The sequence below is a fragment of the Rhizobium sp. N324 genome (assembly GCF_001664485.1).
In the GTDB taxonomy this organism is placed as follows: domain Bacteria; phylum Pseudomonadota; class Alphaproteobacteria; order Rhizobiales; family Rhizobiaceae; genus Rhizobium.
Genome location: NZ_CP013634.1, coordinates 130,847 through 144,311 on the forward strand (window position 1 = coordinate 130,847; position 13,465 = coordinate 144,311).

The 13,465-nt window shown below is 57.6% G+C and carries 10 protein-coding genes and 1 pseudogene; 7 read left to right on the plus strand and 4 right to left on the minus strand.

Features of this window, described 5'->3' with window-relative positions; translation table 11 throughout:
* Positions 1-6: 6 nt before the first annotated feature.
* A complete protein-coding gene (locus AMK05_RS28200) occupies positions 7-1,674 on the plus strand; it encodes an ABC transporter ATP-binding protein (RefSeq protein WP_064843142.1) in 1,668 nt (555 codons plus the stop codon).
* A gap of 22 nt (positions 1,675-1,696) precedes the next feature.
* Positions 1,697-3,067 (plus strand): alpha-glucosidase/alpha-galactosidase, encoded by a 1,371-nt coding sequence (locus AMK05_RS28205; RefSeq protein WP_064843144.1) that lies wholly within the window; start codon positions 1,697-1,699, stop codon positions 3,065-3,067.
* 99 nt (positions 3,068-3,166) lie between these two features.
* Here the strand turns inward: AMK05_RS28205 and AMK05_RS28210 are convergent.
* From AMK05_RS28210 to AMK05_RS28225, 4 genes and pseudogenes are all read right to left on the minus strand, one after another.
* Positions 3,167-3,465 (minus strand): annotated as a pseudogene (locus tag AMK05_RS28210) (hypothetical protein).
* A gap of 231 nt (positions 3,466-3,696) precedes the next feature.
* The gene (locus AMK05_RS28215; RefSeq protein ID WP_064843146.1) at positions 3,697-5,667 is read right to left on the minus strand and encodes a DUF3732 domain-containing protein; all 1,971 of its coding nucleotides are present in this window, start codon (positions 5,665-5,667) and stop codon (positions 3,697-3,699) included.
* Positions 5,664-6,149, minus strand: coding sequence for a three component ABC system middle component (locus AMK05_RS28220; protein ID WP_064843148.1), 486 nt, complete (start codon positions 6,147-6,149; stop codon positions 5,664-5,666). Before AMK05_RS28220 ends, AMK05_RS28215 begins: the two co-directional genes overlap by 4 nt.
* Complete coding sequence (locus AMK05_RS28225; RefSeq protein ID WP_064843151.1) at positions 6,146-7,354, minus strand: ABC-three component system protein; 1,209 nt, start codon at positions 7,352-7,354, stop codon at positions 6,146-6,148. The genes AMK05_RS28220 and AMK05_RS28225 overlap by 4 nt, the downstream gene beginning before the upstream one ends.
* A gap of 450 nt (positions 7,355-7,804) precedes the next feature.
* Here AMK05_RS28225 and AMK05_RS28230 point away from each other — a divergent pair, with 450 nt between their 5' ends.
* The 5 genes from AMK05_RS28230 to AMK05_RS28250 all read left to right on the plus strand — a co-directional run bounded on the left by AMK05_RS28230 (position 7,805) and on the right by AMK05_RS28250 (position 13,329).
* Positions 7,805-8,680: a pentapeptide repeat-containing protein gene (locus tag AMK05_RS28230; protein ID WP_064843153.1), complete on the plus strand. Its 876-nt coding sequence runs from the start codon at positions 7,805-7,807 to the stop codon at positions 8,678-8,680.
* Positions 8,677-9,372: a nucleotidyltransferase domain-containing protein gene (locus tag AMK05_RS28235; RefSeq protein ID WP_064843158.1), complete on the plus strand. Its 696-nt coding sequence runs from the start codon at positions 8,677-8,679 to the stop codon at positions 9,370-9,372. The genes AMK05_RS28230 and AMK05_RS28235 overlap by 4 nt, the downstream gene beginning before the upstream one ends.
* A gap of 462 nt (positions 9,373-9,834) precedes the next feature.
* Positions 9,835-10,125, plus strand: a complete 291-nt coding sequence (locus AMK05_RS34955; protein ID WP_145924778.1) for a hypothetical protein — start codon at positions 9,835-9,837, stop codon at positions 10,123-10,125.
* Positions 10,098-10,988 (plus strand): hypothetical protein, encoded by an 891-nt coding sequence (locus AMK05_RS35850; RefSeq protein WP_237352273.1) that lies wholly within the window; start codon positions 10,098-10,100, stop codon positions 10,986-10,988. Before AMK05_RS34955 ends, AMK05_RS35850 begins: the two co-directional genes overlap by 28 nt.
* Positions 10,989-11,367: 379 nt before the next feature.
* Positions 11,368-13,329, plus strand: coding sequence for an elongation factor G (locus AMK05_RS28250; protein ID WP_064843831.1), 1,962 nt, complete (start codon positions 11,368-11,370; stop codon positions 13,327-13,329).
* The last annotated feature ends 136 nt before the right edge of the window (positions 13,330-13,465 follow it).

The following is a 13,465-nucleotide window of genomic DNA, read 5'->3' on the forward strand; positions in this document are numbered from 1 at the left end:
ATTGATATGGCGCTTTCCCTGGTCAATTCCTTCGCCCCGCTTGTCCGCCACGACCATGACGGCCGCTCGGAAACCCCGATCATCGACGCCCGCAATGTGGCGGTGAATTTCAAGGTCGAGGACGGCATGGTCGAAGCCGTCAAGGACGTCTCCTTCCAGCTCTATCGCGGCGAGACCATCGCCATCGTCGGCGAATCCGGCTCCGGCAAATCGGTGACTGCAAGAACGGTGATGGGGCTTCTGTCGAAGCGCGCCGTCGTCTCCGGCAAATCGACGGTTTCCTATGACGGCAGCAATATCCTGAAATTTTCCGAGCGGGAGCGCCGCAAGCTGCGCGGCGACCGCATCTCGATGATCTTCCAGGAGCCGATGAGCTCGCTGAACCCGATCTATACGATCGGCAGCCAGATCGTCGAGGCGATCCGTGTGCACCGCCGCATGAGCCGCAGGGATGCGGAAAAGCGGGCGCTGGAACTGCTCGAACATGTGCAGATTCCCGATCCCGCCGCACGCATCCGGCAATATCCGCATCAGCTTTCCGGCGGCCAGCGCCAGCGCGTGATGATCGCCATGGCGCTCGCCAACGATCCCGACGTGCTGATCGCCGACGAGCCGACGACGGCGCTCGATGTCACCGTGCAGGCGCAGATCCTCAACCTGATCCGCAACCTGCAGAAGGAAATGGGGATGGCCGTCATCCTCATCACCCACGACCTGACGGTGGTGCGGCAGTTTTCCGATTACGTCTATGTGATGCAGCATGGCGAGGTGCGCGAGCACAACACCACCGAGGCGCTGTTTGCCAATCCGCAGCACGCCTATACCAGGCATCTGCTCGCCTCCGAGCCGCGCGGCGAGGCCAATCCGCTGCCGGAGGGATCGGATGTCATTCTCGATGCCAAGGGCGTGCGGGTCGCCTTCATGCTGCGCCACGGCACCTTCCTGAAGCCGGCGATGCGCGAGCTTGTCGCCGTCGACAGTCTCGATTTGACGCTGCGCCGGCACGAGACGCTCGGCCTCGTCGGCGAATCCGGTTCCGGCAAGACGACCTTCGGCCAGGCGATCCTGCGGCTGAATACGCCCGATAGCGGCGAGATCCATTTCGACCATCAGCCGATCCACGGGCTTTCCCGCGCCGAGATGCGGCCGCTGCGGGCCCGCATGCAGGTGGTGTTCCAGGACCCGTTCTCCTCGCTCAACCCGCGCATGACGATCGGCCAGATCATCGAGGAGGGCCTCGTCGTCAACCGGCTGGGCGCCTCCAAGGGCGAGCGGCAGGACCGGGTGTGCGAGGCGCTGATCTCGGCCGGCATGCCCGGCAATATTCTGTCGCGTTTCCCGCATGAATTTTCCGGCGGCCAGCGCCAGCGCATCGCCATTGCCCGCGCCATCGCGCTGGAGCCGGAATTCATCCTGCTCGACGAGCCGACATCGGCGCTCGACCTCTCCGTCCAGGCCCAGATTATCGAACTCCTGCGCAAGTTGCAGGACGAGCGCGGTCTGAGCTACCTTTTCATCTCCCACGATCTCAAGGTCGTCCGGGCGCTCTGCCACCGCGTCATCGTCATGCAGCATGGCAAGATCGTCGAAGAGGGGCCCGTCAACGAAGTTCTCACCCATCCCAAGACCGCCTACACCGAACGGCTCGTCAAAGCCGCTTTCGAGGTAGCATGACTATCGAATGCCGGAGGTTATAATGGCAGCAAATCCCAAAATCACATTCATCGGAGCAGGCTCCACCGTCTTCATGAAGAACATCATCGGCGACGTGCTGCAGCGCCCGGCGCTGTCGGGCGCGACGATCGCCCTGATGGATCTCAACCCGCAGCGGCTCGAGGAAAGCGCCATCGTCGTCAACAAGCTGATCTCGACGCTCGGCGTCAAGGCCAGGGCCGAGACCTATTCCGACCAGCGCAAGGCGCTTGCCGGCGCCGATTTTGTCGTCGTCGCCTTCCAGATCGGCGGCTACGAGCCCTGCACCGTCACCGATTTCGAAGTGCCGAAGAAATACGGCCTGCGCCAGACGATCGCCGATACGCTCGGCGTCGGCGGCATCATGCGCGGGCTTCGCACCGTGCCGCATCTCTGGAAGGTCTGCGAGGACATGCTCGCCGTCTGCCCCGAGGCGATCATGCTGCAATACGTCAACCCGATGGCGATCAACACCTGGGCGATCGCGGAGAAGTACCCGACCATTCGCCAGGTCGGCCTCTGCCACTCGGTGCAGGGCACGGCGATGGAACTCGCCCACGATCTCGACATTCCCTACGAGGAAATCCGCTACCGCGCCGCCGGCATCAACCACATGGCCTTCTATCTCAAATTCGAGCATCGCCAGGCCGACGGCTCTTACCGCAACCTCTATCCCGATCTGGTGCGCGGCTATCGCGAGGGCAGGGCGCCGAAGCCCGGCTGGAACCCGCGCTGCCCGAACAAGGTGCGCTACGAGATGCTGACGCGGCTCGGCTATTTCGTTACCGAAAGCTCGGAGCATTTCGCCGAATACACGCCCTATTTCATCAAGGAGGGCCGCGACGACCTGATCGAGAAATTCGGCATTCCGCTCGACGAATATCCGAAGCGCTGCATCGAGCAGATCGAGCGCTGGAAGGGCCAGGCGGAAGCCTATCGCAGCGCCGACAAGATCGAGGTGACACCATCGAAGGAATATGCCTCCTCGATCATCAACTCGGTCTGGACCGGCGAACCCTCGGTGATCTACGGCAATGTCCGCAACAATGGCTGCATCACCTCGCTGCCGGAAAATTGCGCCGCCGAAGTGCCCTGCCTGGTCGACGCCTCCGGCATCCAGCCGACCTTCATCGGCGACCTGCCGCCGCAGCTGACCGCGCTGATCCGCACCAATATCAACGTGCAGGAACTGACGGTGCAGGCGCTGATGACCGAAAATCGCGAGCACATCTACCACGCCGCGATGATGGACCCGCACACGGCAGCCGAACTCGACCTCGACCAGATCTGGTCGCTGGTCGACGACCTGCTCGCCAGCCACGGCGACTGGCTGCCGGAATGGGCCCGCACCAGTCGTAAAGTTCAAGCCGCCTGACCTTTTTCTCCCAGGTTAGGCATCAAGGAGCCCCGCGGTGTGGCAACGACCGCGGGGCTTTTGTATGGAGAAGCCTGTCGGCATCAATTGCCGGAAACTCTAAATCCCCGACCCATCCAGCTGCTCGTCGTCATCGCCTTCCCAGGGCGAAGGCAGCGAGGCGCGATTGGCCGACGGCATCGGCATCCAACACTTCAGCTCCGGCTCGGCATATTCGATGATGTGCCCGGGCGAGGAATCCGAGGCGCGCCAGCCTCTCCCGCGAATTGATCGCCATGCGACCAATAGGTGAGATCAACCTCCGCCGGCCCCTGCTCGGACGCCCGGATCGTCACCAGGACCCGGCTGCAGTCCTTCGGTGCGCTTGCCATCTGGCGCCAGCGATCTGGGTCATCCATCGATTTTCCTCCTGCCTTGATGCTGGTGCGAGTGTTGCCTTGTCGTCGGAGGCGGTCAACTCAAACTTTGTGGGAGCTGTCATCTATCGGAGAAGTCGACCTTCCCCAAGCCCGTCCGCTTACTATTCGGGCGCCGTTAATCTCTCTGCGATCTGCGTCAGACACTTCGTTCTCGAACAACTGCGACCCATCGCTGAATGGAGCCGCCAGCGGGGAGCGATGCGACTACCTCTAGTCGGCGGCACGCACGGGCCAATTGCTCGGGACTAAACCGCGTCCGGAGGCTCGGGTCCACCGTTCCCGTGTCGCCGCGACATAACGGGGATCATCGGCGAAAAACGCGTGCTCGATTAGAATAACTTGCAGGCCGGCCCGCCGAGCGGTTTCGGCGAACAAGAAATAGACGTGGCGTCGCATGGCAATGATGTCTTCGTCCTCTTCATCGTCGCCTGTAGCCGTAATCGTGCGTTCGTCGCGCGGCTCTTCGCCCTTTGCAGGAAAATAGGGGCGACTGATCTGATCAAATACCAGCACACCTGGAACCGGCGAGCCGGCCTCGCCAAGGAAATGCTGGAGGGCGAAGGAAAGTGCGATATGGATGGCGAGATAGTTCTGGTCAGAGCCAACATCTGCCATCTGCAGTACGATGCTGCTGTCGGACTCGATCACCGCGACTTCTGGTTCTGCCGATGAGAAATATAGCTCAGATCCCACGCACGGCTCGATTGTTGGAAGGTTTGAGAAGGCCTCGGTGGCATATTGCGAGATTTTGCGTTCGGCACGGCGCAACCTGACGAGACGAGCGTCGCGGTCTACCAGACCTTCAAGTTCTCGAATCTGCGATTTTAAAACAGTCAGGTCACGTCCATCGGGTCGGCTTTCATCATTCATCGTTTCAACGAAAAATGATACGCGTCCCAAGAGATGAGCGCGCAGATGAGCGAGACTCGCGAACATCCTGGCGTCGTCCGACTGCCGCAGCCAAGTCCTGATTTTGTCGTCAACGCTCTTGAGACCCTTATTAATCTCCGCGCGCTTGGTCTGCAGTGCGCCATCGAATTCAATGAGTTTGGGCTTTACTCGGTCGACAGCGGCACTTTCGCTGCTCACCTTGAACAGGGTTGCTCGCAAGGCTTCGACGGTGTTGACGCCAACGTCGGACGGCTGCTCGCAGACCGGGCAAACATGCCCGACACCATCGAGTTTAAGATGGGAAGCCAGCATTAGCTTCTCACGTTGTTTGCGGACTGTGCCCTCGAACCCCGAAACTTCCTCTATGACACTCTGCGCTGCGGCAGCTTGGCGCCTAACCTCACTAAGTTCGGCCAACAATGCCTTTCTTTCCCGGTGCAGTTCCGTAAGTTGACCTTCACTTGGAACGACCTTTGCCTTGGCCGTATCTTGATTCAATGCATTCAGCCTTTCCAATAATTCGGCATCTGGAGTATCAGCTGGCGTGGGTTCGGCCATCTCCAATCGCTCTGCCTCCGCCAAAAGACTGAACGCGCGGTCACGAAACGCACTGGCCGCAGTCGCACGGGTGCGTGCTCGACGCTCCTCCAATTCCAAGGTTCGCTGTAGTTGGCGGAGCCGCCGCTCATTTAGGGCGCTAGCCTCGTCGGTTGCGCGCAAAAAATACGGTATCGTCGCGACGATGTCGGGTGCCTTGTCTGCGCGTTCAAGTCCATGCAGAAGTACCTGTTCGCTGTAGATCACCTCCTTGGTGACGAACATGTACGGAGTGACGTGGCGAACAGTGGCGCGGCCGCGCGTCTTTCCCCAGGCGTCAGGCTCCCCGGCCAGGTCGCCAATGCCGAATGCGCGCTCGAGGAAGGCTTTGGCTGCGTCGAGGGTCGTCGGCCCCTCGAATTTGTCCACCGTCGTCGGCAGAGGCAGATGGCGTCCTGAGCTCGCGAACATCTGATGACTTGTGACCTGGCCCATTGCTGGAATCAGCCGACCGACAATCATCTCGTCCTCGCCAGCAGTCCACTTGATACCGACTGCAATGCTGCGCTTTCGGACATATGCGGGCAGTTCGCACCGGCTTGACCCCAAACAATAGTCGATCGCCTTGATGAGAGCCGACTTACCTGTGCCGGACGCGCCAGTTATGATGTTGACGCCTGGTTCAAAGGTGACAGGACGATGCCGGCCATCAAGGCCGAGGAAGAAGATCGAGGCGATGTTCCAGCGGATCAAAGGGTCAGTCCCATCGTGTCATAGATTGTTTTTGTCGAGCCCGCAGTCGCGCTCCAATACCCGAGGCGGTCGGCATAACGCACAGATCGAGTGAGGTCATCCGAAAGCCCGGAGGTGAGATCCTTTTTCAGACCTGGAGTACCCACAACCAGACGCGCGCCCTCAGACAGTCTAACCGCGTGCGAGAAACAGCCCAGCCGGATCGCGCCTGCGACAAAATCCATAGAGCTGTTTAATCTTTCAGCCAGATTGACCTGGATCTGCGGGCTACGCTCAAGCCATTCCTGAAGACCTGTCTTGCGATTCGTTCGATCGAAACTCGGATGCAAATCGCCTGAGATCGTGAGCGGCAACGCCAGGTAGGCGACTGGCAGTTCCGGGCCGTTTGGATTGACTTCGACGAACCCACGCACGAAGGAGACGAGCAGGTATGCGCCAAAGGCGGGATTTGTCTCTGCATAAAGGTCATGCGCGATCTTCATGCGTCGTCAGCCAAAAGGGCCAGGTATTCGGGGTGCCAGCCAACCTCCCGGTCGATCGCCAGCACCTGATAACTCCCTCGAATATAGTAGGGGGCCTCGAACCCGGCAACGATCGGTCGAATTGTCGTCGGCGCGTCGTTGTGTGCCCACCGCAGAAGCCCAAGACCTTTGTTGCGCTTTTCGACCTCCTCAAGCGCCTCACAGATTTCGACGATTTCTACATGCTTATCTGACCAATGTTCCTTGAGAACATGATCATAGGAGGCAATCTTGGTCGCCATTCCGGGTCGTTCGTTCACCCATCGCGAACGCTGCTGACGCGCCTTCCATTCTTCGCGAATTGCCTTAACCAGATCATGACTTTTGCCGTCGACCAAACTGATTTGCCGGGTGAGCATGCCGTCTGGCTGATAATCGGCTGGATAGGCCATCGTCTCGAAATCTGCCGTAAGCCTGTCCTGCTCAATATCACCGATCAGTTCGGTAATATGCTCTTGCAATTCGCCGCGCAAGATGAATTGAGGTCTCTTCCCGCAGAGGGAATAGACGACCTGCCGATCCCACCATTCGATAAGGCGTCGCGCAACCTTTCCGCGATCGTCCGGCTTGATCAGCGTCAGGAGTTGCGCGATCGCGCCTTCCATCTCATTGATCGGCAGACTGCCTGCCTGTGTTCGAGCTTGGCGCAATAAGTTCAGTCTTGCCTCGGGCGTCAGGTTCAGGAAGGCTTGGCATCCTGCTATCCGGTCCTTGTGTGGCCGCGGCTTGTCTGCTTGGGCTGCTGCTTCCCGCTCGGCGACAACACGCTCTGCCTCATTGACGAGCGCGGCGACGAGCGGTTTCCGGTCAGCCTCGGGCGTGTTGAGAGCCTCTAAGACGCTTCCTGCTGCGATAGGAGCGACCGTGACGAGGTGGAATTGCGTCTCCGATAACGTCAGCCGGGGAAGGATGTCGATCCAGACCTTGAGCGTCCGCCAAAGCCCCTTCGAACTGATTGTTATCGCCGTGGGGGAAGACAAGAGAGAGTGTTTGAGCTGGAACAAAAGGCGCTGCCCGTTGTCCTTCAGCTCAACGTCGTCCGCGCTTTCAATAGCAACGGCTCCATCGTCTCCTGTTAATGCAACCAGGGTCTTCAACGCAAAGAACGACTGATAGTAAAAGCCAAGGGCGGCTGGACCGGCTGCATGGCTGCTATCATCTGTCATAGAGAAGCGCTTTCGTAAAATTGTTCTAAAGCGCCGCTGGCCGCACCAGAGAAGCTTAGTCGGTTTTAGATTTTGGTTCTCAGGTCTTCGATAACGCCATCAGCGGAGTTATCCGTATCCAGAGCCCGGAACAAGGGGACTCACATTGGTACACGTAACCGATAAACGACACCGCGGCTGAAAACTTCGCACTATCTGCCAAGATAAGTCTACACCCTTCAAGTACCTGCAAATTCCGAATCAATCTGCTCGGATTTTCTCATTCGTTCAACTTTAGGTTTGAGTTTTTCTGATGTTTTGCATAAATATTTTCCGGGGTAGGTCTACTTGTGATCTGTTGATGAAAAAATGATACGCCATATATGCACGCCGACAGCGGGCTATAGGTGGCAAGTAGGACGGGTGTCCTCATAGTGGGGAGCATGTCGGCTCGGATTGCGGTGAGTGGTTATGGATAACTTAGTAAGTGGCGACACTTCGGACAAACGCCCGCTCATGGACAAAATACCGGACATGCCGGCCATTCAACGAGCTACAGTAGCGCGCAAGACTGTGCGCAATGCCTCGTGGAAGGCATCGGAGATATGCGACTTAAACGCCCTCAAGACGACGTTCGAGAACTGCGACTTCAGCTATTCCATCATTGACGGTGGCTACTTTCGCGATGCCGTGTTCCGCAATTGTCGTTTCTCCGGCACCAAGTTTTTCGATTGTAATTTCAAAAGCGCCAACTTCTACAAATGCGACTTCAGTTTCGCGCGCTTCAGCACTTGCCTGATCGATACAGCCGAGATCATCGCATCGCTGCCGGATCAGCCGAACATTCGACGGGAATCCTTGCAGAACCTCAAGGCCAACGCAGTTGAAGCTGGCGACTTCGCGAGCCTGGGTCTCCTGACCCTACAGGAAATCGAGGCTGCACAACGTCACTACAGGTATGCCCTCAGGGGTTACGACAGCTACTACAGAAACAAGTATCCAAATATGCTTTCCAAGGTGCGTGCCTGCGCGAACCTGGTAGGGCTGTGGTTGGGTGGACTTATATGGGGCCACGGAGAACGGCCTTGGCGGCTTGCATCGAGCTGCTTCGTGATACTTTGTTTTCTGGCTCTCGTAAATTTCTGGAGCCTCTTGCCGCGCGTTACTTGGAGCGAAACAGACAAGGGGCTGGCCTCGCTCGACTATGTTTTCAGGCTTTTCCTTGATCTCAATCCCAACCCGACGTTCGCTGGCTTCACGGCGGTCGATTTCGCGATCGTGGCGATGAGGTACATTTACATCGGGCTCTTCATATCAGTTCTCTACAAGTCGATCTCCCACAGATGACCGGCGGAACTTTGCTCGCATCATATGTTTTTGGATCTGTTGGCAGAGGTCAGGCGGACCATCTCAGCGATCTCGACATTCTTGCCGTGGTCGAAAACGCCAAAGGTAAGGTCCCCGAGAACGTTGTACTGGCAACCGTGCCGGCAACGCTCCGTCGTATGAAATCTTCGATCTCATGGTACGGCGAGAACCGACTGCGTGAAATGTTCGCTAATGGTGAGCTTTTTGCCTGGCATCTCCATCGCGAGACGCGTCCGCTTTTCGATACTCAAGGGTTCTTGGCCAAACTTGGCACGCCATCGCCTTACAGAGATACGGAGAGGGACGTCGCATCGTTCATCAAGGTTATGCGCGAGATACCCGCACAGATCGCTCTCAACCAAGGCAATGCGATCTATGAGGCCGGCCTGATCTACGTGTGTCTCCGCAATATTGCCATGTCTGCTTCTTGGGACCTCTGTGACGCACCTGATTTTTCCAGGTATTCCATTTTCAATCTTGGAGGGGTACCGCGCTGTCCGTTGTCCCAGGTCGAGTTTGAGCAGGCGATGTTTTGCCGGATGGCGGGACAGCGGGGTGCGCCGCCACCGGACGGTGTTGACGCGGCGTTCGTTATTGATGTGCACTCCCGCGTTTGGCCATGGTTGGAAGCATTGAGCGAGAGGTTATCGGGAGAGGGAACGAGTGGATAATCAAACAAGACGGACCCGCTTCGAATCTCGGATTAAAATAGAGCGCGAGTTCTTATCGGTGGTAAACGCCGTTTTCGGTCAAGGTTGTCCCTTATCCGGAATGACCGGTGACGCGATTAATCACTGGGAAAAGCAGGCTAGCTCTGACGCGCAAGGTCCGAGCGTTGAGGGGATAGCGGCTCTTCTGAGAGAAGCCTCGGCCAGAGCGGAACTTATGGCAGACGACAGTAAAGATGTTTTCGAACCGGATCGGCGGGAGCTGAATTCTCTTGCGAGCGTTCATGATCTTCTAGTCCTAGAGCTGTCCTTGTTTTCAACCGAAGCCCGTTGAATGTAGGTGAGTAGAGAGACTGTCGGAAATTTCGACGGTTTTTTCTCGCCTGAGAGTTGGGTCGGAGGCCGTAGGTAGACGGCACGCTGGCGCTCGTTCGTCGCCGTGGCTAAGCTTCTCGGCTGGTCGACATGGGCGAAGCAGGTGTCTTCAGCACTCGCAGCGTTTGTCATGTCGGCATTAGTGGTCAGCCTCGGGATGTCACCGTCGCACTGGTCGGCGGGGGCACTGGCAGCCATACCGGTCGTCTTGATCAGGTGTCGAGGAACTGCATCATATCGATCAACGGCTTGTATCTGACCAGAAAGTATGCAGCTTTGACGCCCATTGCCAACCGCATCATAGATTGGATACTCGCAAAAATCGTGCGAACATTACTACTCGGATCGATTGAATGGACTCTGACGAAATCGTTTCTCTGACCGGCTCGGATTTCACTTATAACTACAAGGAGCTTCCAACTCGTTGCTCCGATAGTGAGATTCAAAATTATATCAGCCGAACGCGTGATTTATTTAATCCCATCGCGCGTGTTTTTGAAGACGCTAACAATACCGAATGGTTTATTCGAAGCTATCTTGCATTGAAATACGTGTTGGGCTCTACGGTGCTTGCCAACTCTGCTGAATATGCCGAAGAGCGAAACTTACAGGTGACGCTGCCATATCTCCGATACTACACTATCTTAAACTGCAGTCGCGCATTTCTTCTGACCCTTCCGTGCCTTGATTGGCGGGGTGAAAAGACAATTGAAATGACGCACAGCAATATACTCAACCTGACTGGCGACAAGCTAAAACGGCTCGGTCAGCGTCACGAAGATACGGTGAAACCGAGGCTGCTCGCCGCTAAAGACCAACGGGAATTGTTCTCCTACAGATTTCCGTCAACGGCTTTGCGCATATTCGGCGATGACATTGTATCAGTTGAAGAGGCGATAGATATCGCCCGCCTTCTGACGGATTTGGCGCAAATCAATCTCGCCTGCCTCGAAAGTCGGGTAAACAGGTATCATCCTCAAAGAAAGTTCGGTCTGCTCGATATCGATGACATGTGGCATACCATGCAATACGATGGCGTCACCGCATCTCTCATCGATGATGAGGATTACAGCCGGGTTGCGTATTTCGTTCGGAAGTACACAGGCCCCGCGTCCCTCGGAGCCTTAGCCACGGATGGACTTGTCGACGAGTTCTTTAGCGCGTGGTCTCCAGTGGATGACATTGATCATCAGGTCGCCTTCAATGCAGATCGGCAATGGAATCTGTTGCTAGATGTATGGTGATAGCCTGATGGGTTTCATCGAGTAATGTTCTCAGAATACATGGTAAAGGACATTGCCACGGGAATTCAATGTGATGAGTTCTTAAAAAAACTGCAGGTCGTGAGTTCGTATACGTTCAAGGCAACCAACTCCAGTTATCCTAAAAAGTTTTCACCCGGTCATGATTGTTAAAGTAGCTTGGCCCGATGACCGCGCTTTTCATCATCCATCCAGCATTGCATAGAGCGGGCGAGAAATGCTTCCGGCCGCCCAGAACACACGACGACAAACGCAAGTCCAGGTCAAAGCGTTGTCAAACTGAACACCTCTGGCGCCTCGCAGCGGTTCAGGGCATCCTATGATGGCTGAAATTGTGTTTATGGCAGTTGGAGGAATGCTGATGCGTTGCTTTACCGTGCTTGGACCCTCGCAGACCGGAAAATCGACAGTCGTGGAAAAGCTCGGCTCGCTGGAGGGGACGCCGAGAAAATCCAGCTCCCCTTATGGATTGAACCTCACGGAGTTCACCTTCGGAAACGAGGCGTGGTGTGCACTGGATGCGCCAGGACCCAACGAAGCGTTGGCGCATGCCCAGCACGCGCTTCTTGCCAGCGACGCCTGCATATTGTGCGTTTCATCGGCACCCGAGGAGGCTGTGCTCGCCGCGCCCTATCTCAGGATCGTCGAAGCCTCGGGGACGCCCTGCATCCTCTTCGTCAACCGGATGGACGAACCGAGAGGGCGGTTGAGGGACGTGATCGCCGCGCTTCAAGACTACGCCAACCACACGCTTTTGCTTCGCCAGATCCCGATCCGGGAGGGGGACAGGATCGTAGGCAGTTGCGATCTGATTTCGGAACGGGCGTGGCGCTATCGGGAAGGCCAGACTTCGGCGCTGATCGCAATCCCCGAAAGCACTGCCGAACGCGAGCACGAAGCGCGCACCGAGCTCCTGGAACATCTGTCCGAATTTGATGACTGGCTTCTCGAGGAACTGATCGAGGACCGCGAGCCGCCCAGCGAGGCGCTCTATGCGATTTCATCACGGGTTCTCAGGGAAAACAGAATTATCCCGGTCCTGATCGGTGCTGCAAGTCACGGCAACGGCATGATGAGGCTGATGAAAGCGCTGCGCCACGAGGCGCCGCCGGTGGGGATTCTCAGGCAGCGTCTCGCGCAGACGGAAACTGTCGATGAAGGCAAGCTGGCGGCCGTGAGCTTCCATGCCTATCATCGCCAGAATGTCGGCAAGACGGTGCTCGTGCGTGCTCTTGGCGAGGGACTGCGGCAAGGCGCATCACTGGGCGGCTCCAGCCTCGGCGCCGTACAAAATCTCGCAAACGGGCGGTCCAATTCGGCGGTTCTGCCGGCACCTGGGGAGGTCTTCGCGACTGTCAAGTCCGACCATCTGCGCGTCCCTTCGCTCTTGACCTCCGGCGCGGTGGTCGCCCCGCCCGAGTGGACGGAACCACCCACGCCGATGCTTGAAAGGATACTGATTCCGGGCAGCGAGCGCGATGAAAACAAGCTTTCCGAAACGCTGGCAAAACTTTCCGAGACGGATCGCGGCCTGAAAGTCTTGCAGGAGGAAGGCACCGGCGCTCAACTCGTCCGCGCCCAGGGGCCGGTACATCTGCGTGAACTTTGCCGAACGCTCTCCGATGTCTTTCACATCTCCGTGACCGACCGAACGCCCAGCCCGATCTACCGCGAGACAATCACGAAACCATCGGAGGTTCATTACCGCCATCGCAAACAGACCGGTGGTGCCGGGCAATTCGCGGATGTGAAGCTGAGCATTCACCCCAACGAGCGCGGCCAGGGCTTCACCTTTGGCGAAACCGTCAAGGGCGGCGCCGTTCCGCGCAATTACTTCCCCGCCGTCGAAGCGGGCGCGCGTGAAGCGATGGAGAAAGGACCGCTGGGCTTCGAGGTCATCGATGTCGGCGTAACGCTGTCAGATGGTCAGCACCATACCGTCGACAGTTCGGAACACGCCTTCCGGACTGCGTCGAAAATGGGGGTGCGTCAGGCGCTTGCCGAAGGATCGACCGTCTTGATGCAGCCGGTCTTCCGCAGCGAGATTCACATTCCGTCGGTCTATTCGGGCAGCCTCGTCCAGATCGTCTCCGCCCTCAACGGCCAGGTTCTCGGCTTCGACCGGGATGAAACCGCCAAGGGTTGGGACATCTTCCGGGCGCTCGTTCCGGGCGGCGCACTTGACGAACTGGCGCGGTCGCTGCGCTCGGCGACGCAGGGCATTGGTTATTTTTCCAAGACCTTCGATCACTTCGAGGAACTATACGGCAAGGAAGCGGACGCCATTGTGAGGGCGAAGGAGAAATCGGGCACCGCACACTGAAACCTTCGCGCCGCTTCATGCTCGCGCGCAGCTATGCTGCCGGACGGCTGATACGAGCCGTTCTCGCTGAACGATTTCGCTCCGATACGCTGCACTGCCTCCTGGCCGATCAGCCCGGATGCTTTTGCGGCTGCCC

Excerpts from the sequence above, each read along its gene's own strand:
- AMK05_RS28200 (WP_064843142.1), top strand. The coding sequence starts at position 7 with ATGGCGCTTTCCCTGGTCAATTCCTTCGCCCCGCTTGTCCGCCACGAC.
- AMK05_RS28205 (WP_064843144.1), top strand. The coding sequence starts at position 1,697 with ATGGCAGCAAATCCCAAAATCACATTCATCGGAGCAGGCTCCACCGTC.
- AMK05_RS28220 (WP_064843148.1), bottom strand. The coding sequence starts at position 6,149 with ATGAAGATCGCGCATGACCTTTATGCAGAGACAAATCCCGCCTTTGGC.
- AMK05_RS28225 (WP_064843151.1), bottom strand. The coding sequence starts at position 7,354 with ATGACAGATGATAGCAGCCATGCAGCCGGTCCAGCCGCCCTTGGCTTT.
- AMK05_RS28230 (WP_064843153.1), top strand. The coding sequence starts at position 7,805 with ATGGATAACTTAGTAAGTGGCGACACTTCGGACAAACGCCCGCTCATG.
- AMK05_RS28235 (WP_064843158.1), top strand. The coding sequence starts at position 8,677 with ATGACCGGCGGAACTTTGCTCGCATCATATGTTTTTGGATCTGTTGGC.
- AMK05_RS34955 (WP_145924778.1), top strand. The coding sequence starts at position 9,835 with ATGGGCGAAGCAGGTGTCTTCAGCACTCGCAGCGTTTGTCATGTCGGC.
- AMK05_RS35850 (WP_237352273.1), top strand. The coding sequence starts at position 10,098 with ATGGACTCTGACGAAATCGTTTCTCTGACCGGCTCGGATTTCACTTAT.
- AMK05_RS28250 (WP_064843831.1), top strand. The coding sequence starts at position 11,368 with ATGCGTTGCTTTACCGTGCTTGGACCCTCGCAGACCGGAAAATCGACA.